Genomic DNA, 19,251 nt, shown 5'->3' with positions numbered 1-19,251 from the left:
CGCAACGCGGTCGATTGCGTTGTTTGCAACTTACCCCTCCAAGACGAAGCACGACGCGCCCGCCGCCGCTCCAGCTGGGGTCTTACGCTGCACCCGGCCTCTCTCTTTGGCGCACCAGGCTCGATGCACAACTTGGAATCAGCTTCGGACCACGCGCCGTCCACTCTCAGAATCAGTAGCTCCCAGGCGCGAGCTCGATTCGGATTAGCCGGCGTCACATCATCACCCACAGTGAGCGCTGTGCTGATCGATTGTGCAGATGAGGTACATCCCCGCAATTTCGACGCAGTATCGCGCAGCCCTGTTGCCGTATCGCATCACCTTCAAGCGCATCGCATCTTCGTCGCTCCGCGCCGCCGGTCCGACTTCTTTTGGCCCTACCGCGGCCAAACGTCTCGACGACGTGCGCGACCCTAGCACGATGACAAACAGGAGCTGAGCGTGGAGCAATACAGCGGCGTATTTGATCCGGAAGAACTTTCCAGCTTGGGAAGTCTTTTTGATAGTGCAATCACCGCGTCGCCGCCATCGATGCGAACTGCCGATAATCGAACGGCGATCGCAAAACTCATTTTGGAGCGGACAGCAGCGAGCGAGGCTCGACTGGCATACCTGATGAACTTACTGGTTACCATTTCCCCTCAGGGTTGATTGCCCGCCATTCTAAGGATAGTCACCATCTCTTGCGCTGGAATGGAAGACGATCCAGCTAGAGCTTTGAAATAGCTTGAATCATACGTGACGTCAGGTTGTAGGCTTTGAAATTGAACAACATGAGCAAAGCTACACCACGAAGGCGTCGATGGCGCATTGGCGAACTTGCAGAGGCGACCGGAGTGACGGTACGCACGCTGCATCACTATGAACACACGGGGCTCTTAGCTGCCTCCGAACGCACCGACGGCGGCCACAGGATGTACGAGCGCGAAAGCGTTCAACGGGTTCATCAGATTCGAGCGCTGCGTGAGCTTGGTTTCTCCCTTTTCGAGATCGGTAAGGCTATGGAGCGTACGACTTCACTTACGGACCTCATGCGCAAGCATTTGGAGCGGATAGAGCTTCAAGTCGCTCGTGCAACCCTGTTGCGAGATCGCTTACGCAACATGACGACGGACAGTGAAATCCAGGTAAGTGTTGATGAGCTACCCGCCACCTTGGATGCCATGTCGCGGGTCGAGACGCGTAGCCAGCCCTCCCGATGCACTTGCAAGCTGGCTGCAGATCACGAGGAGCGGTGGCGGCGGATCCGCGATGAGCTGCGCGAATGCATGGATAGGGCTGAGCATCCCTGCGGCGAGCGGGCAAAGGCCGTCGCGATCGCAGCACGCTCGCTGATCGGCGAAATAGCCGGCGCCGATTCGCGCGTTTCGACGATCCTGAAGGTGCTTGCACGGTTAAGCGCACCTCGCACTCTGGCAGGTTGGGATCCCCACCTCATGCAGTATCTCGATCTCGCCCTTGCTGGATTGGAAGATCAGCCGTACTGATTGCGGCGCCGACGGGCGGATTGTCGGACGGCCCGGTCAACATCAAAGCGCGTTGAAGCGCCGGTTGATCTGCTGGTTCTGATTCGTGCCTGCCGTTCTGCGGCCTCACTAACGCACGGCCACTTGCTGCAACTGGCGGCATGAACCCCGAATGGGGCTTGAACCGCACGTAACGTCAAATTGTAGGCTCTAGCGAGATTGAGGTCTGGCGAACTGCCGCGCATGGATTCGCTTGCCGGAAGCAACCGCATCGGGCTGCAGCTGGCTGACCGCGGCGCTGGCCGTTCACTTCATTTGAGATTGGGAGTTCTACAATGCTAAATGGGCGCTACGCTTCGGCTGCAAGAGCAGCGCTCGTCTTCTGCGCCATCGCCTCGACTGCGCACGCTTCCGACGTCAATATTGCCGTGGCTGGCCCGATGAGCGGGAACAGCGCTGCGTTTTGGCGCGCAAATGCGCGATGGTGCGGCGGCCTCCGTCGAGGCATTGAACGCCTCGGGCCCAATGCCAGATACCAAAGTGATGTTGAGCGTCGCAGACGACGCCAGCGATCCGAAGCAAGCGGCCGCAGTTGCCAATAGGCTCACAATGGACCGAGTCCACTCAGTCGTCGGCCACTTTTGTTCCCTCTCGTCGATCCCAGGCTCCGAAGTCCAAGCCGAAGCGGACAGGCGGTGGGGCGGGCCGGTTCCTTCAACGCCTCGCGAGTTGTCGTGGCACTTCGTTCAGGGGCGATCGATAACCTGATCGGGCCGCTCCGGTTCGATGGCAACAACGCGGCTCCCGCCCTTCTGGTCTATCGCTACGCGACGGGTGTGTTGAAGCCGTCGAGCAGAACTGACCGGCGCGAACGCATCGTTTCCCTAAACAGCGAATGACATGAGACGTTCTCAAGACCTGGCAGCTGCAATAGTTGCGTCCGCCCTTGTACTGGCGGCTCTCGGAGCACTTCTTGCGTTTGCTGCAGCGCTCGCAGAGCTCCCCGATGTCGACACGCTCGATAACGAGCTACGTCCGATGATAGACAAGTAGTACCGTGCCAACCCTCATTGTTTGCGAGTCTTTTAAGCAACGGCCTGATCGCTTAATGGTTGGCTACCCTGATCGATGGGCTTGTTGGCCATATGAGCCCTCCATTCACCCTGCAGCATTTGATTGGCGCTGTCGGGAGGTGCTGGCCGTTATCCTTTCAACCGCCGTAGCCGCGAAAATCGATTTTCGGCAACATTCCAGCCTATGGAGTTCCCGTGCTGACAAGTGCCCCTGCCCTGCACAGCTTCCAGGGCGCCAGACGCTGCGTCGTTTACGTCCTCTCGCGCTAATTCGAGCTGCGCAAGTTTCTCGTTATGCCCTTCCGCCAGACAGTTTTCTGCGCGAATTACAACTTCGACGTCAATGGAAACCCCTTCTCGCTGCCGAGCGCCGCAACGCACAACTCACCCAGCGCTGCGCTCAAATCGCAAGGCACACATACAGACCAAGACTTCACCATGTGGCACGCACTCATCAAGCCGAGCATGTTGACGCGCCAATCGAGTGCTTTGGCAAGATCCGGAATACCTTCAACGTCGGCGACGGGATCCTGACGCATCCTTCAGCTATCGACGACAAGGGTTCGCCTAACGGGCCTCTAGGGCAGATCGATGAAGCCCATTTGGCCCCAGTCGGATCGTCTGCGGCCCCCTCCAACCCGCGCTCGGCAGATGACCAATCATTCCGCGCTTCCTCCGGCTGGAATGCAAGCTCCCCCCTAACAGGGGCTGTCAAATGAAGCGGCCACGATTCACGGAAGAGCAGATCGTCGCGATCTTGAGGGAGCATCAGGCTGGGGCGAAGGCAACTGACCTGGCTCGCAAACACGGGACCTCAGAAGCGGCCATCCAGAATTGGAACGCCAGGTTTGGCGGCATGGACGTTCCTGCGGCCAAGCGATTGAAGGTCTTGGAGCAGGAGAACGCGATGCTAAAGATGCTTCTGGTCAAGCACATGCTCGATGTCGCGGAGCTTCGCGAACTGCTTTCAAAGTAGCGAAGCGACCATCTCCCGGCCGCTTGGTGTCAGGCGCCTCGCGCGCCAGAGAGGCAAAATCAAAAAGGGACACTGTGAACAGAGGCCTCATCAGCGCCCACATCAAACCTGGATCGCGAGCAATCGCCCGGAGCCAGCGGCGTGGGCTGCTGCAAACGGCGCGCCAATCTGGCGTGCGCAGGCCACTCCTCTGCTGTCCGAAACATGACAGATGCGTTCCGCTCTCATCTGGCGCATAAGACCGCCGCGGACGATCGGATGCCATTTCTCGGCTTGCTGCGCATGGTCGTAGTTGCGCAGTCTGACAAAGATGCCCGCGCGGCCGCGGAAGCCGCTTATCAACGATGGCTAAGGAGCTTTAGATTCCCTCACGAATTGAGTGCCACTCCGACACCGCCTGACTTGCAGCTGACCTTCGATGCAGCGCTTGAAGCGAACTGTGCGTTGTCGGAACGCCAGCTTCCATCCGACAGCTCCTCCTTAACCAGAGCGAGGAGGCGGGCGCCAACTAATATCTACTATGCCAGCTTGCATTCGGGAACCTTCCGTTGGAGGTTTCGCTGTACACAGCAACCACAATCCAATCCGAGATCATGCCTGGCTTTGGCTGAAACGTTCGATCCGATTTTGCTACCTGCGTTCAGCGCCGCAACGCTATGTGCCATGATCGACCGCCCTGCCGACAACGCCGATATCCGCCTGCCATCACGCTCGCTGCCTTGCCCCGGACCAATAGAGCATGCTCGAGCACCTGGAGCAGCACCGGGTCAGCCCCGCGGCCCGTCTCATCGGCTCGTGGACCGCGCGAGAATCCAGCGCCATCCAGAAAGGTCAATGACTCCTCGCCCGGGCTATCCGCGAACTGGATGGATCCCATCAAAACTTTCGATTTTACCGGATTTAGCCAAATACCCCATAAGTCGATCGCGATTTCCGGAAAGCACCTTTCACGAATGTCGTGTGGCCATGGATCCCTTTTGCATTCAGCACAGTCGCAGGTCAGTACAAGCCACCCCGACCTGGATCCACAAAGATACGTTCGATTCGTCCAAATCGACGCACGTGCGGACCATTTTTAGTCTGTCCCCTGATCGCCGCGTGCGGCGCGTAGTCATCAACCGCGTCCTCGCTGATACCATGGCCATTCCCCCAAAGGCGTTTCAGACGATCGGCGTTAGCGCACTTCCAGTGGCCTCGGTAAATGCATACGTCGTTTAGGATTCGGCCAGGTGAACCGTCCTCCTCGCCGGAGCTTGGACTTTTCGCCCTGACCAGGTCGGCAGCGCCGTCAATCTGGCGGCTGCAAGCGAGGCCGTGCTGGCAGGTCTGTACCTGCCCCGATTGCAAGATACGTGTCCGACGGCCCGGACGAGGACCCGATCTGCGACGACATGGACAGATCAACTTCGCCAACTTGCCGTCCACTCTGCAACGTCGTGTGACCGTAAATCCTCACTGCGCTCGCTTGCTGAGCCCAGCTCGGTCGGCGAAGGCCAGATCTACGCTCTACAAACCTGCACGATGCTCATCCGGCTTTATCCGCTGTTGTCGATCAACTTTCGACGGGGGCGAGCGCTCTTTGAGTTTCCGGCAAGCATCACACCATCATCTAAGCAATTGGCGCAGCTGGGCGAGCTGCCGAGCTCCCATCTGTTCGCGGGCTCCTTTTCCCCGCCTGGCCGCACGCTCACTGTGCCGAGCATTTAACGATCTGAGCGTGGCAGCCCAGACGATTGTGGCGGAAGATCGCTCTGCAATCCCCGATGAGCCCCAATTGGCTCTCGGCGGCTATGCCGGGCGGCGTCTCACGCACATCCGCGGGCTGCTCGGCTTCAGTCGTCAGTCGCAGTCATGGCCCGCAGGCCCTGCCATTGTACGGCGTCGAGCGAGCGCGACGATCGCCTCAATGAACACGCAGCTGGGACGGAGACATTCCTTGTCGCGCCGCACCTGCCGGCTCTCGCGGACCGCGAAACGCAACACAAACCATCAGGTACTTTACATTCACTTCACCACCAGGAGCACATCGTGGAACTTGCCCCCTCCAATTCCCGCGTACAGAATCTTAAGGATCGGATCGACCTGCAACTGACCATCCTCGCCACTCTCGTAGGCGAGGATGGTGACGCGCTTGACGCGATCCGACTGCTCAACGCACTCACAAATGAAATGATCACGGCGGAGCTGGAGCTCGGCCAGCTCGGCGAGACAAGAACAAGCAATCATGACGGCGGCGTTCGCACCACGCACATGTCCGGGGACGGCGGCGCTTATTACCCGGAAGACCTTCTCGTTTTGGGACGCCTGTTCGATCAAGCCGTCGATGCCTTGCCGGCAAACCTACGAACTCCGGCCAACCGGATGAAGATCGCGAAACTCATTTTCTCGCGTGCCGCGGAGTGAGATTTCGTTGACGGTTTGATGTGGAGAGCGCTTTTCCTGGCCGAACAACGCCGGCTGCGATGGTACGAACAGAGTATCATAGCGAAGCGCAGCATCCAACGAGCTAACCTGGCATGCGGGCGCCGCCTCCATTACGCCGTCTGCGACTGATTCGTTAGCTATCGCGGTCGGGTCGGGTACGTCGGACAATCACGCATTTGCACTGCAACAACCCAGTTTGATTTCGCCCCTTAGTTCAACTTTTGCTCTTGCTTCGGGACCTCATGGCTCTGCTACCGCCGTGCGGAAGCCGGATAACGAGAAGGCACAGGCCGCCCGGGTACGAGACACTCACAATGACTGCCAACTCGGCCTAACCTTCGTTTCGTGTATAGTGGTTAGGCCGTTGTTGCGGCAATATCCCCTTATTTGCTGACGACGAACTTCACTCGAACCCTTCTGGGGGCGGCGGCGCACGGTCGTGGTCGAGTAGCTCGGCCATTTGGCTTTGCCCTCACAGATCCGGGCAGGCGGCTTTCCCGCACCCGGCTCTTCCCGAGGGTAACCCGCGTCATATCCGCGCCTGTGCCCAAGTGCGAGTGATGCGTGGAACGGGCAGACGGAAGCGTGCCGTCAGGGTCTCGAACTCGGACCAGCCCATGCGCCGACTTTTCTGGCTGCGCCGTCTCAGACAGCGCATCCAGGTCCGACGCACTTCGCGGTAGAAGCCGTTGAGCGCTGGATAATTGTGCGGCCTGCCGTAGTAGCCGTAGTGTCCACGCAGCACAGCGGCGAACCACTCGTGCTGCGAGGCAGTGGCGCGTGCATGAGCCGCCAGGCCTCCTGGCGCAACGCCGTCAGCTTGCGCGTCAGGCGTTTCCCTTCCGTCTTGTGCTTCACGATAAACCCGCCGTCCCTGGTCCGCCCGCAGTAGTGGGTGAAGCCGAGGAGGCGAAGGTTTCTGGCCGCCGCTCGCCGCGCCGCTGACGCGAGAGGGCCGCGAACCGGCCAAACTCGATCAGCCGCGTCTTGTCCTCATGGAGCGTTAGGCCGAAGCCGGTCAGCCGCGTCTTGAGGGCAAAGAGCATTTCCTGCGCATCTGCCTTGTTCTCGAAGCCCATGACGAAGTCGTCCGCATAACGCACAGTCACGACGCGACCGCGTGCATGGCGACGACGCCATTGGTGGACCAGAGATCGAGGATGTAGTGCAGGAAGATGTTGGCAAGGAGCGGGCTAATGCCCGCCGCCTTACGGCGTACCCCTGTCTGTATCTTGCTTCTCGCCGCTCTCAAGAACGCCAGTTCGCAGCCACAGCTCGATGAGCCGTAAGATGCGAGGATCGGTGATCCTGTGCGCCACCATCCGCAACAGCCACTCGTGGTCGACCGAGTCGAAGAAGCTGCGTATGTCGGCATCGAGCACCCAGTTGACGCCGCTGGCTCATGATCGCCGTGTGCAAGGCGTCAAGCGCCATATGAGGATTCCGCCCCGGCCGAAAGCCGTAGGAGAACCCGAGGAAGTCGGCCTCGTAGACGGCGCTCAGCACCTCGGCTACCGCGCTTTGGACAATCTTGTCCTCTAGCGCCGGCACACCGAGAGGCCGCTTACCGCCGTCGGCTTTGGGGATGTAGACTCGTCGCACCGGCTGTGGCCGATAACGACCAGTGTGGACTCGTGCGCAGAGGTCGCGGAGGTTACCCGCTGCCTCCAGCAGCACGCCAGCTTCCGGGAATTGATGCCCGCGGCGATCCGGGCGTTACCGTGCACCTCGGAAAAACGCCCTGCGTCAGCTACTCGTCAGCCAGCTGGTCTACCGGACAGGCTGCGCATTCTCGACTTGATGGGGGAGATATGACGGGCATTGGCCGAACTGGCAATTCGCACATTGGGCCTGCGGAAGCCCGCAGCACATGGGGATCGAGCAGTTCGAGCCCGGAGCCCGGGGCCGCCCTCGGCGAAGGCAGGCAAGCTTTCGACTCCGTCGTGGTGGGGATGCGCCTCGGGCCTCAGGATGGAACGGCGCCGCTCGCAGGCCTACCACCAGCTTCGGGTGCGCCAATCCCGAGTTCCTCAAGTGGCGACGGAAAATCAGCGCAGAAAAAAATGCGCAGTCTGCTTGGGAACTTTATTGCTGCCCAAGCTGCGGTTATGCAAGCTCGGAGCCTATCGGAGACGCAAGACCTGATTGATCAAGGCGTCAAGGCGGGCTCGGAAGTTCTGGAGTATTACGCGAGCCTCCCCTCGGACATGGCGCGCAGGCTTCTTTCCGACAGTCAGGTTCGTCAACTCCGCGACGAGACTCTCGCCTCGGGGAACAACGGCAACGCTGTGGCCATCCAGATTGGCGACAAGCTGGATAAGAACAGGAGCAAAGCAGCAGCCGTGTTCGAGCGGATGCGAGATGCCGGCGCTCCGTCCGACCAGCTGGGCCGGGCGGTATCCAGCGTGGCGAAGCATTACGAAGCCTGCTTGGATTGGTGGGGAAAGAAGGTGTTGCGCTCGGAGCGGATGCGGTCCGTTTATACGGACACCGCCAACTTGCCCAGCACCACGTCCAAGATGCGGGAGGAAGAAGAGGCCGCGCTACGCCAGCATACCGGCTGGGCACTGTATACGAAGTGCATGTACCTGGAATCGCGCATCGCTCTCGCGCGACTCTTGATCGAGTCGAAGGCGGCCACGTTCGGCCCAGCCGTGAACGACGCCCTCATGGGTGAGGATGGGCGGGTGCGACTGCTTGGGACCTTTATCGCGGATTTTTTTCCGGCATTCAACTCGACTTCCCACGCCGTTCTGGAGGGAGCGGCGCTCGACGCAGACCACTGCACCGTTCTGGAAGGAGTCATGGAAAGGCTTTCGGAATTTGCCTCAGGGGTGCACGGCATCGTTACCCGACTAAGGGGCGCCGGAACGGATGCCGACCTTCCGTTGGAACTGTTGGGCCAGATCGCGGAAGGTGCATGGGTCACCGCGGACGACGTCACGCGTCTTTTGGTCGTGCAGCCAAAGACGCCCGCCATGATTGAGCCGCTGGCCCGGACTGCCGTAGTGGTTGAAGGGGGCGCGGCGCGGAGGAAGGGGAAAGGCAAGCGCGCCCCGGCCGCAGGCGAGCGAAGTTCGGCGGCCGGGCTGCGCGAGCCGCAGCTCGCCACGCCCGACGCTGCCACGGCCCCAACAGGCAAGGTGATCGTACTCTCGGATTTGGGTACAAAGAAACTCGCGAGCGCGGAGGAGGCAGACGCGAGGGTGTCATCGTCGGCGACTGGGCACCTGGAGATATTGCAGGCTCCGCCCTCCAGGAAAGCACTGACCGGATTAATCGAGCGATTGGACGAACTTTTGCAGTTCGATCTGCCCGCTCAGCAAAGCACCGTCTCGCAAGCGCGCCAGATGAAGCCCGAGGACGCCGATCACGTCGTGGATCTCGTCGTTAAGCGACTGCAGACGCAGGCCTCCGAGATTGAGGCCAGTGTAGTCGCGCTGGAGGAGCCTCGCCGACGTGTCCTACTCACGCCTGCGCAAGTGCCGGAAGTGCATGACAAAATAACCCGGCTCAAGGCGATGTTGTCCGAGGTGCAGGGACAGGCGAGCTCTTTGAAGGCGCGAAAGGTGGCGATCACGATCGATTGCATGAAGACCTACGCGTTTCCGTCCCAGAAGTATCTTGAACAGTTGCGGGCGGCCGGGGAGCTGGCGTCTGTGAATCCACCGCGCGCCTTGAAGGATGATCCGGGGACACTGTTCGAGATCAAGCTGCAGCCCAAGGCCCTGCGCAATGGCGCGATGCCAAGCCCGATGTGGGTGCACATCCATACCAAGCGGCCGGTACATGCCTGGCAGTTGGCAACGCTGAGCGATGCCGAGTTCGCCGCTTGCCACGTGAAGTCCAATGACCAACGCGGCTACAATCAGGACTGGCAGAGCGCTCGAGCTGCGACGGGGCGCGAGAACGTCGTGATCCACCGCGGGAAGCTCACGCCGGCGTTCTGTAGGTCCTTGATGAGCACCGCAGTTGGTGGCCATCCGTGGCATCCCCTTCCCGAGACGGAGCACATGTCGACCCAGATGGCGCGCCTGGGGATGTAGCTACAGGTGGTTTGTCTCGCGCCGGAGCGCCGCTGTGGTGACACGATCAAGTGGCCGTTATCACCGAGAGGAAATCCTCGATGAGCTCGAAGTCGGCACGAACTCCTCGAACAGATCGACAGCGGGGTCCGATTGAAATTCGATCGGGAGCGTCGTGACCACGGACTTCCTTTCGCTTGGCGGCTGAACCGTCAAATGCCGGCGCTCAAGTCCAGACGCATACGATCAGCGCTCCTGGCCCTTCATCTTCGAAAGTGAGTACAGATGAACTTCGTCTTAATGAATCGCGTGCGTCAACAAACGGATAGCGTGGACGCGCAAGATGCCTCTCCGGCCGACTCGTCGGCAGAGGCGGCGGCCTTTCACCGGCAGCTGAGCGAGGTCGCTGTCCCGTCCTCTCCCGTGCTCATGCAGGTCCGCGCCCATCAAGCGGATACGACGGTCACCCCCTGCGGGACGTCATCGACCGAACCGAGACACTCACCGGCTGCGCGATCGAGCGCGCCTTTGTCGACAAGGGATACCGCGGCCATGACGCACAGAACCCGCGCCGCGTCTTCATCTCCGGCCAGAAGCGCGGCGTCTTCGGCACTATCAAGCGCCAGCTGCGGCGCCGCTCCGCTATCGAGCCCGTGATCGGCTATTTGAAGGCTGAAGGACACCTCGGCCGCTGCTACCTCAAAGGCCGCGCCGACGATACCGCCAACGTCATCCTCTCCGCCGTCGGTTACAACTTCCGCCGCATCCTCGCTTGGCTAAGGGCTCTTTGGTACCTCTTCCTGGCTGCCTTCTTCTCAGCCACCGCACACCACTCAAATCGGCTTCTTAACCGACGACTACATCACCGGTCTTAGGAACGCTACTGATGGGATTTTCTGGGAGGCGAACCACCTCACCGCGAAAGGCAGACATATGGCTCTCATTTAAAGGCTGGATCGAACAAATGCAATGCTGGTAGACAGCGGCCCTGCCGGATCGGCGAGCGTCTGAACCTCCGGGCTGCAAGCTATTGATGGTGAGGATGCGGATACCCGCTGCTTCGGCCGCAGCTTTCACCTCCTCAGCCGGCGTTCCGTCCAGAATCGCGTTCCCGTCGAGGTCGTTGCGGATTTCAGCTCCGGACGCGCCAACTCTGCGGCACAGCTCAAAAAAGGCATCCTGCCGCAGCGATGGCGCCAGAATATGATTGATGGCAAAAGATGGCTCAATCATCGCGTTCTCCGACGTCATGGGGCAGCGGCGCTCCGCCATGCTGCGGATTCCGACGAAGCCGGCCATGCATTCCAATTCGAAGCCGGCCGGGTATTCCGATCTGAAGCCGGCCACCCGTGGCGTCGTTCGCATGGGTCAATTTCATGATGTCGTCGAGGGCTGGGAAGGTCAAGAGACCGGTTGATCTTGAGCGGGTTGCTTCTGCTTCCTGAGGCTCTCTCCTTTGAGTTCGATGCGGTAGGCATTGTGGACGAGGCGATCGAGAATCGCGTCGGCGATGGTGGGGTTGCCGATGATTTCGTACCAGCGATCGACGGGCAGCTGGCTGGTGACGATAATCGAGCGGGCTTCGTATCGATCCTCGACGATTTCGAGCAAATCACGGCGCTGGTCGGCGTCGAGAGGTTCTGGTCCCCAGTCGTCCAGGATCAGCAGATCAAGTCGTGCGATCGCCCGCAGCATCTTGGTATAGCGGCCATCGGCGCGGCCGAGTGCGAGAGCGGCGAAGAGACGCGGCACACGATGGTAGGCAACTGAGAAGTCGTCTCGGCAAGCCTTGTTGCCGAGGGCACAAGCGAGCCAGCTCTTGCCGACGCCGCACGGCCCGGTAACAAGGAGATTATGTCGTGCCCGGATCCAGTCGCCAGCGGCGAGTTTTAGAAAGAGCGTGCGGTCGAGGCCGCGGATAGCGCGGTAATCGACATCCTCGACGCAGGCGGCATGACGCAGCTTGGCGGCTCGAGCTCTGCTTTCGAACCGCTTTTGCTGGCGCAGCGTTTTCTCGTGTTCCAGGAGCAACGCCAGCCATTCGGCGTGTTCGAGGCTGCGCGCTTCGGACTGGGCATCGAGGTCCTTGAAGCCTTTGGCCATACCGTGGAGACCAAGGCTATGCAGCAGGTCGAGGGTGGGATGGGTGAGCATGCTGGATAATCCTTTCAATGGAAGTAACCGGGGCCGCGCAGATTGGGATGTTCGATGATCGCGTCCTCGGTATCGCGAGAACTGCGTTCGAGCTTGTTGGCGATGATGGAGGCGATGCTCTTGTAGGTCAGTGCGCTGACCGCGACCGCGCGGGCCGCGATCAGCTCGGCGCGTTCGGGATCAATATCCTTGAACAGCCGAAGCACGCCGAGACAGGTCCGGAATCCCTGTTCGGGATGAGGCCGATTGGCCAGGATGGCGAGAACGAGCCCCTCGGTGTTGGGCCCGATCGACCGCCCCCAGCGCCGGAATCGATCGGGAGTCCACTCGGCGTAACGCCGATGCGCACTGGGCATGTGATCGGGATCAGTGCCGTGCCGGCGGCCGCCATAACGGCGCTGGTGAGCAGCAACACGCAAACCCCGATGGAACAACTCGATGGTCCGGGTGGTGGCGCGAACGTCGACCTGCTCCCGGATCAGGCCGTGTGGAACTGAGTAGAAGAAGCCGTCGACCTCGACGTGATAATCGAGCGAGACGCGGGCCAGGAGCCATTCCGCGAACTGATAGTCGGCATCCGGCAACGGCGCCAGGACAGGCATCTCGACGGTCTCGAACAATTGTCGGCGGCTGACGCCGATCCGGCGCATGACGTGGGCGTTGATGCGCTCCAGCGCGGCGGCGATTGCCGCATTCGCCTCAGCCAGCGAGAAGAAGGTCTGCCGGCGAAGCCGCCCGAGGATATAGGTCTGGGCAAAACGCACTCCGGCTTCCACTTTTGCCTTATCCCGGGGCTTTCTTGGCCGTGCCGGAAGGATGCCAACGCCGTAATGGGACGCCATCATCCCGTAGCTGCGATTGATTTCGGGGTCGTAGAACGACGCCCGGTGCACGCCGGACTTCAGATTGTCAGGGACGACGAGGCGTGGCACCCCGCCAAAGAACCGGAACATTCGGACATGAGCCTCGATCCAGTCCGGAAGTGTCTGCGCCAGGTCGCCTCGGCGTAGGTGTAATTCGAGGCGCCAAGCACGGCGACGAAGATCTCCGCGTCGCGCACAACCCCGGTTGCGCGATCAACGATCATGATCTTCTTGCCGGAGTAATCGACAAAGACCTTGTCGCCGGCCGGATGGTCCTGCCGCATCGTCGGAGACAGCCGCCGCTCGAATTCCCGGAATAAATCGCAGAACCGGCTGTAGCCATAACCTTCCGGATGGACCGCCCGGTACTCCTCCCACAGCACCATCAGATTGACGCCAGGCCGCTTCAGCTCACAGGCCAGCGAGGCCCAATCCGGCTCCCGGCGCCGGCGGAAGCCGCGCCTGACGCCGGCATGGGCAAACAGACGTTGTTCAAGAACGGCGTCGGTCAGATCGCCCGCCAAAGGCCACGCCAGCCCGGCAGTCGAGGCACGCTTGAGATTGTCCTGGATCGTGCTGCGCGCCACCCCGAGCGTGCGCCCGATCTCCCGGGCGCTCACCCCATCACGGGCAAGCCGCAGCATCTGTCGTATCTGTCGCATGGTCAGTTCTCTCTTGGCCGGCATCCGCTTCCCCTCGTGGATCAACGAGGGACTTGATGCCTGAAGGACTGACCCAAACGAAAACGCCGACTTCCAAAACCCGGCCGGCTTCAAATCGGAATGCCGGCCGGTTTCATTTCGGAATCGTGGCCGGCTTCAAATCGGAACGATGGCCGGCTTCAAGTCGGAATACCCGGCCGGAATAAATCGGAATCCGCACGCTGCGAGCGCAGGGGCGGACGTCCATCCGTCGGTGGCCCAAAGCGCGATAGCGGCATCGCCGTCGATGCCCACTACGTCGCCGCCATGCGCCAACACAACGTCGATCACACCGCGGAAATAGTCGTTGAGCACGCCCCCGAGCCGCTCGGCCCCATCAGGACCAGTCGCGGCAACCGCATCGGTCATGGAGGTGGAGTCGACGATGTCAACGAAGAGCACGATCCCGTCGATGCCGCGAAAGCGAGATCCCTCGACGTCCTCGCCCTCCGCAAGTTCCTGGTACAGCAATTTCGAGGCAAAGCCTTCGAGCCGCTGGTCAAAAAAGGGAGCCGACACGACTGCCCTCCCGAGGCGCCAGAATTATTTACTGTAGAAAACCACCACTGAAGCGCGTTTGACAGTGAACGGCTTCACACATCGGCAATTACGTCTGGTTGTCCCAATATTAGCCTTCAGCTTCGGTTGTGTAAACAAATTGAACGCACTACCCCATAATGAGCTCACTATTGATAACGATCGAGATCGTCGGAATTACCAATTCGCATGCCTTCGCAATGTGTTGGGACTGTCGGGTGGAGCTCTCTCCAATTGCGGCGTGAGAAGCAGGACCTGACTGTATAAGGACGCTTCGATGACTTGCGGTTTCGTGGGGTTGAAGACAAGCTTCGGAAAACCGGAGACCCTACTCCTCTCAAGGTTAGAACTTGGGCAAGAGTTGCCCTTGCTCCAAAGGACTCTCGCGTTTTGCAGCTTAGCCGGGGAGCCCAGGGGAAGCGAGCCAGCTTCGGGCGAACTGATTATAGAAGAGTTATTCTACCAGGCGCGCACAGACCCGCTTTCGCTCATTCCAATGCTGGCACGCAGAGAAATTCGAACTGGCGAATGTCCGGCTCGGGGCTGACATGACCATCACCGCTTAATGGTTCGTACGGCAAAGAGTCGTTTGCCAATGCTCTACGAACTGACCCTCCCCGAATATTTGTTAATTTCCAACTGACCGGACCGAAGAAAATCTAGAAACCCAAATCCTCGGTAATGCAATGTCTGTTGCAAACTCAGGAGTATGCAATAATCAGTCGTGCCCCTTGCCGTGCTGGTAGACATCCCATTCCGGAGACGGGTGAAGGCCCTCACAGCATGTTCCGCATTATTGTTATTCCAAGGAACACCATCGTGATCCAAAAACGCGAAAAGCTTGTCCTTGTTTCTTTCAATTCTTTTCTTTAGGGCAGAGCCGACCTCCGAAGAGCACTCAAACGAGCTTACATCAATCAGAAACTGCTCAGCCGCCCGTTTGTGTTTTCTAAGATAATACTTCTTGAGTCCGTATTGATCGACGGTCGCGACGATGTCGCGCAGTAGTATGCCGAACCTTTTGGCAACAAACGCCAGCTCATCGTTGAATGGATGCTTGAGGGGGATGTCCCGATCGCTGTTGAACTACGTCGGGTCGACGTTGCCGGAATGAATATTACGCAGCCCTCGTGACGTGGGCAACGGACTTGATTGTCATGCGATCGTGGTGAGCTTGAAGGGCCGCACGCAGAACCGACAATTGCTTATGCGCCTTCAATCGTCGGAAGCCCTTGTTGGCCTCGATCATACCGGCCGCGACCCATCGCAAGGCCATACCGGCATCCCGCCAGCGTTTAACGTTGCGCGTGACGCGGCGAATGGTGCCCATCATGTTCTCGGCGATATTGGTACAGGCGAGCGATCGGCGAAGCTCCTTCGGCAACTTCAACCGGACGACAGTCAGGATTTCGTCGAGGCCTTCGAGGATACTGGCCGCAACGCCGGGCCATTGCTGGTCGAGTCGACGCGCGAGATTGCGGATCAATTTTTCAGCCTTGTCGGCGTCATCGAGCTCCCAGGCCTGGCGCAGCACCCGGCGGGTGGCCGCATGATGCTCTTTCGGCAGGCGTTCCATGATGTTGCGCGCCTTGTGGATCTGGCAGCGCTGGATCGCAGCGGCCGAACCGAAGGTGCGGCGGATCGCCTTCGACAACGCCTTCGCGCCGTCGGCGATGAACAGTCTTGGCACCGTCGGGTCGAGCCCGCGCGAGACCAGGTTGTCCAGCAGGGCCTGAACCGTTGCTGCATTCTCGGTCGCCCCTTCCACCAGCGCCAGCGGATGCTTGTTGCCTTCGCCGTCAACCCCGATCGCGGCCACCAGCACGAGATCGTCGTCGAGATGCAGCCCGTCGATTTGGACCACCAGAAGGTCGAGCGCGGACAGATCGGCAGCCATGAAGTCGGCCAGCCGCGCCGCCGACAGAGCCACGAACCTCCGCGAGGCCGCCGACTTCGAAATCCCCGATCCGGGCGGTGCCGGCACGTCACCCTCGGGCAGCCGGACGGCGCGGCCGAACCGGCGCGTCGACACATTGATCAGCATCAGGTTCATCGCCCAGCGACCGAGCCAGTCCTCCTGCGCCGCCGTTTCCCAGCTCGGGATCGTGACCTCGCGGCCGTCCATGCCCCGGACCCGCGGGCGATCGACCTCGATCTTGCCGCCGTGGAAACCGATCCGCCCCCGCGTTCGGCCCCAACGGTGCGCCCGCCGCGCCGCATCACGACCGTGGCGCGGCCCGCAGGCCGCTGTCACATCCGCCTCCATCATCGTGCCGAGCGCCTCGATTCCTGCCGCAAGGCAGAACCGATCGAAGCTCGCTCGCACTTCCGCAAATGATTTCTCCACAGCCCCGGTCGCCGGCCAACCAGCCGGTGTGATATCTCTCGTCATGGCGTTGCTCTCCTTTGTGGAATCAGCACCCCGAGCCTACCGGCTCAAGGTGGGCAACGCCGACCTCTTCAGAAATTCAACAGAACCCGGGACATCCCCTGCTTGAGAAGATCCTCATTTATGTCGCGCATCAAATGAATGAGACATTTCTGTTGCCGGCAAGGTACGGACTCGTATCCACTATAGAAGTCGCTCACCAGAACGCCGTCAAATCCTGCCAGTGCCCCATTCAACGTTGATGCATCGCGGGTTGGAGAATAGACGTAGGCGACCGAAGAAAAACTGGCGAATATCCAAACGTAATGGCCGCCACCATAGACGACACCTTTGGTCTCATCAGCATGTACCACCGGACCGCTTGCGATCTGCGCTAGGATAGCCCGGTAGGCTGGCTCGTACTTCTGAGCTATCTGCTGTTTGACAGTGTTTACCATTGTGCCGAGTATGGGAATGTCGAACACCGTGGCAAGGTGATCACTTATCTTCTCGTGCGACAAACGCATCTCGATCAGGAGGTAGGCGATATAGGCCCGCAAGTTGTCGCCGTATTTCGACCCTGCCGCATAGGGCGTCATCTGCGCCTTGCACGCTCCACATTTAAAATTGTTGTAATGGTATCTGACGGCCCATCGCTTTATGCCTCGCCGCGTAAACTTTAGATCGTAAATGACGTTAGACGCACCGACGGCAATCCAAACCTTGGATGAACCGCATTTTGGACAAAGCGCCGGTCTGTCGTCGACAAGAATGGCCTTTTCGACGGCAACCGTGTTTATTGGTTTGCTCGCTTTTCTTATGCTTTGCGGAATAAGCTTATCGGTTCTCACATAAACTTTGGATCTTTGATAATCCCAGTAGGCTGCGGCATTGATCTTCTCGAACTCTGGGAGGACGCTCGAAAATTTTCCAAAGGTCCGTTGAAACCCGACTTCAAGGACGCTGACGTTCACGGCTTTCAATTTGGATGCGTCGTGTTGGTCGTCGTTACCGCAGATAAGTCCGATTGCATCGGCGACTATTTCTACGGCGCGGCAATCCTCGATGTTGTAACCGACTAATTGCCGTTGCAGTCGGCTCTCGCGAGAAAGCTCCCACAAGCGCCTCAGGAGAAGGGCGCCGCCGCCCGTTGCCTGCGGCCATGTCCAGTCAAAACCAAGCCAACGCGCGATTTCCTTCAGACCATTAGTGTAAGTCGGAAAATAGATCTTTCCATAGATGCTCGATATGAGATTCGTTGATCTATCGACGATCTGTTCCACGAACTCGGAATCTTCGTCCCGCGGTTTCCACCGCTCTTGCATAAGCTTCAGGAAGCGGCTTTCGTAGGCGCCATAATGGATCAGTCGCGGGTTGTCGATCTTCTTGAGAGTGTGCAAAAATTCGTCCCAAATGCCAAATTCATCTTCCGGTCCATCGGCCCAGAGAGATCGTTCGACGGCCTTACTGTCCATCTGATATCGGAGGCCGATCAGGTAATAGAAATCGCGGTCGGGCGCACCTTCGACATCAATGAATACGGGCGTGCCCTCTATTGATAACGCTGGCGAACCGACGACGTGGATCTGGGATTTTTTTATAGCGAGAGCTTTGAGCCTGTGGTCGTGCTTGAGGGAAGAATTGGTTCGTGAGTGGGTTGACTTGACGCGCTTTCGGCGCCGAGGCCGATACCTATACGAAAGCTGCGTTATTGTGGTGATGCCTGTCTCAGCGCATTTTGTGCGCTCTTTTTCCGACATGGTTCCGAGTAGGCTCAAGTCGTCCCGGTCGATGGCGATCCCTCGACAGCGCGACTGGAAATCACAGACCGGGCAGTGCTTATTCAACAAGATCGGCGGGGGCTCATTGATGTTAATGGCTTGTTCGATAGCCGCAATGATCTGCCTCGTTTTCGGAAGTAAGTCAGTGATTTTTATAGTTCTGGCGCGCTCCGGGTCTCCAAAGATGATTTTACCGAGCGGTGGTACTTCTGTTCCCGTCGCCTGCTCGATTGCCAGGGCGCAGAAGGAGACGATAAGCGAGTCGGAACGCCGCACCTTGTCCCAAGGCGAATGGAGGATCGGTACATAGCGGTACCCAGGCTCGGGTTTCTTGGGCCGATCGATACCCTCAATCACCCCTGATGAGCATGTGGTGTAATATGAAGTTTCCGAGTCGACAAAGGCGTTGGTTGTCTTAGTACGCCCACGAGTCAGGGAGCAAAACTTGACTGGCGAGAAAGTTCTGATTGTTTTCGAGTGGGCCGTCGAAATTTTTCGTTCAATGTCGGCGAAGAACTCATCAAACGGCTTCTCCCCTCGAGCTAAGAGAAGAGCCTTCGTTGGGCATTTTAGGTAGGCAGCAAAGGTGGCTGCCGTGACTACGTGCCGCGATTCCATGATTCGAGCCGAAACATTTCTGGTCGCCGCTACGGGAACATTGATCTTAGCACAACCAATGCGTCTGACCAGTTACGACGCGCGGGTGTACCGACGTCCCCAGCGAACGCTTTCGCTTCATGAGCGCAGCTGATTATGCTTGTGAGCAGCGTCCGCTTACGACAGCGGGATTGACACTGCGAACGCAAAACTGCAATCACTCGGCGAAGGAGTGGCCGTCCGGAAAGAAGCGTCGGCGTTAAGGGGCATTGCCGTGACTGGTGAT

Annotated in this window: 15 protein-coding genes and 4 pseudogenes; 10 read left to right on the top strand and 9 right to left on the bottom strand. The window is 59.4% G+C overall.

Annotation, left to right across the window (positions count from 1 at the left end; all coding sequences use genetic code 11):
* Window positions 1–441 precede the first annotated feature (441 nt).
* The 4 genes from HAP41_RS04740 to HAP41_RS04725 all read left to right on the top strand — a co-directional run bounded on the left by HAP41_RS04740 (window position 442) and on the right by HAP41_RS04725 (window position 2,365).
* Window positions 442–651, top strand: coding sequence for a hypothetical protein (locus tag HAP41_RS04740; RefSeq protein ID WP_166104862.1), 210 nt, complete (start codon window positions 442–444; stop codon window positions 649–651).
* A gap of 122 nt (window positions 652–773) precedes the next feature.
* A complete protein-coding gene (locus HAP41_RS04735) occupies window positions 774–1,487 on the top strand; it encodes a MerR family transcriptional regulator (protein ID WP_175618585.1) in 714 nt (237 codons plus the stop codon).
* Window positions 1,488–1,940: 453 nt separating this feature from the next.
* The gene (locus tag HAP41_RS04730; protein ID WP_224580965.1) at window positions 1,941–2,234 is read left to right on the top strand and encodes an ABC transporter substrate-binding protein; all 294 of its coding nucleotides are present in this window, start codon (window positions 1,941–1,943) and stop codon (window positions 2,232–2,234) included.
* On the top strand, window positions 2,201–2,365 hold the full coding sequence (locus tag HAP41_RS04725) for a hypothetical protein (protein WP_166051984.1): 165 nt from the start codon (window positions 2,201–2,203) through the stop codon (window positions 2,363–2,365). The genes HAP41_RS04730 and HAP41_RS04725 overlap by 34 nt, the downstream gene beginning before the upstream one ends.
* 500 nt (window positions 2,366–2,865) lie before the next feature.
* On the opposite strand, the gene HAP41_RS04720 is transcribed toward HAP41_RS04725, so the two are convergent.
* Window positions 2,866–3,078, bottom strand: a complete 213-nt coding sequence (locus tag HAP41_RS04720) for a hypothetical protein (protein ID WP_166104865.1) — start codon at window positions 3,076–3,078, stop codon at window positions 2,866–2,868.
* 176 nt (window positions 3,079–3,254) lie between these two features.
* Between HAP41_RS04720 and HAP41_RS04715 the strand changes: the two are divergent.
* From HAP41_RS04715 to HAP41_RS04705, 3 genes and pseudogenes are all read left to right on the top strand, one after another.
* A pseudogene (locus HAP41_RS04715) lies at window positions 3,255–3,512 on the top strand (transposase); the annotation flags it as partial.
* Window positions 3,513–3,597: 85 nt separating this feature from the next.
* Window positions 3,598–4,126 (top strand): annotated as a pseudogene (locus tag HAP41_RS04710) (LLM class flavin-dependent oxidoreductase); the annotation flags it as partial.
* Between the two features lie 1,417 nt (window positions 4,127–5,543).
* Window positions 5,544–5,918, top strand: a complete 375-nt coding sequence (locus HAP41_RS04705) for a NolY (RefSeq protein WP_166104873.1) — start codon at window positions 5,544–5,546, stop codon at window positions 5,916–5,918.
* Between the two features lie 875 nt (window positions 5,919–6,793).
* On the opposite strand, the gene HAP41_RS50520 is transcribed toward HAP41_RS04705, so the two are convergent.
* Entirely contained in the window at window positions 6,794–7,042 is a 249-nt protein-coding gene (locus tag HAP41_RS50520; protein WP_224581065.1) for a hypothetical protein, read from the bottom strand.
* 175 nt (window positions 7,043–7,217) lie between these two features.
* Here HAP41_RS50520 and HAP41_RS50515 point away from each other — a divergent pair, with 175 nt between their 5' ends.
* The 3 genes and pseudogenes from HAP41_RS50515 to HAP41_RS04690 form a co-directional block, all read left to right on the top strand.
* Window positions 7,218–7,481 (top strand): hypothetical protein, encoded by a 264-nt coding sequence (locus tag HAP41_RS50515; protein WP_349770482.1) that lies wholly within the window; start codon window positions 7,218–7,220, stop codon window positions 7,479–7,481.
* Between the two features lie 269 nt (window positions 7,482–7,750).
* Window positions 7,751–9,985, top strand: coding sequence for a T3SS effector XopP-like protein (locus HAP41_RS04695; RefSeq protein WP_166104878.1), 2,235 nt, complete (start codon window positions 7,751–7,753; stop codon window positions 9,983–9,985).
* A 428-nt stretch (window positions 9,986–10,413) separates the two neighbouring features.
* Window positions 10,414–10,839, top strand: a pseudogene (locus tag HAP41_RS04690) (transposase); the annotation flags it as partial.
* On the opposite strand, the gene HAP41_RS50250 reads toward HAP41_RS04690, so the two are convergent.
* The 7 genes and pseudogenes from HAP41_RS50250 to HAP41_RS04660 all read right to left on the bottom strand — a co-directional run bounded on the left by HAP41_RS50250 (window position 10,811) and on the right by HAP41_RS04660 (window position 18,986).
* The gene (locus HAP41_RS50250; protein ID WP_166104881.1) at window positions 10,811–11,263 is read right to left on the bottom strand and encodes a hypothetical protein; all 453 of its coding nucleotides are present in this window, start codon (window positions 11,261–11,263) and stop codon (window positions 10,811–10,813) included. The pseudogene HAP41_RS04690 and the gene HAP41_RS50250 overlap by 29 nt on opposite strands.
* Window positions 11,264–11,365: 102 nt before the next feature.
* On the bottom strand, window positions 11,366–12,118 hold the full coding sequence (gene istB, locus HAP41_RS04680) for an IS21-like element helper ATPase IstB (RefSeq protein WP_166057122.1): 753 nt from the start codon (window positions 12,116–12,118) through the stop codon (window positions 11,366–11,368).
* A gap of 14 nt (window positions 12,119–12,132) precedes the next feature.
* A pseudogene (istA, locus tag HAP41_RS04675) lies at window positions 12,133–13,643 on the bottom strand (IS21 family transposase).
* 156 nt (window positions 13,644–13,799) lie between these two features.
* Window positions 13,800–14,201, bottom strand: coding sequence for a hypothetical protein (locus HAP41_RS04670; RefSeq protein WP_166104883.1), 402 nt, complete (start codon window positions 14,199–14,201; stop codon window positions 13,800–13,802).
* 618 nt (window positions 14,202–14,819) lie between these two features.
* The gene (locus HAP41_RS50610; RefSeq protein WP_414643400.1) at window positions 14,820–15,080 is read right to left on the bottom strand and encodes an IS66 family transposase; all 261 of its coding nucleotides are present in this window, start codon (window positions 15,078–15,080) and stop codon (window positions 14,820–14,822) included.
* A 256-nt stretch (window positions 15,081–15,336) separates the two neighbouring features.
* Window positions 15,337–16,611: an IS256 family transposase gene (locus HAP41_RS04665; RefSeq protein ID WP_166064748.1), complete on the bottom strand. Its 1,275-nt coding sequence runs from the start codon at window positions 16,609–16,611 to the stop codon at window positions 15,337–15,339.
* 68 nt (window positions 16,612–16,679) lie between these two features.
* Complete coding sequence (locus tag HAP41_RS04660; RefSeq protein WP_166104885.1) at window positions 16,680–18,986, bottom strand: TM0106 family RecB-like putative nuclease; 2,307 nt, start codon at window positions 18,984–18,986, stop codon at window positions 16,680–16,682.
* Between the last annotated feature and the right edge of the window lie 265 nt (window positions 18,987–19,251).

The sequence above is a fragment of the Bradyrhizobium barranii subsp. apii genome, assembly GCF_011516635.5.
GTDB lineage: Bacteria > Pseudomonadota > Alphaproteobacteria > Rhizobiales > Xanthobacteraceae > Bradyrhizobium > Bradyrhizobium barranii.
Note: the sequence above shows the minus strand (reverse complement) of the source record. Positions and strands in the feature narration are given on the sequence as shown.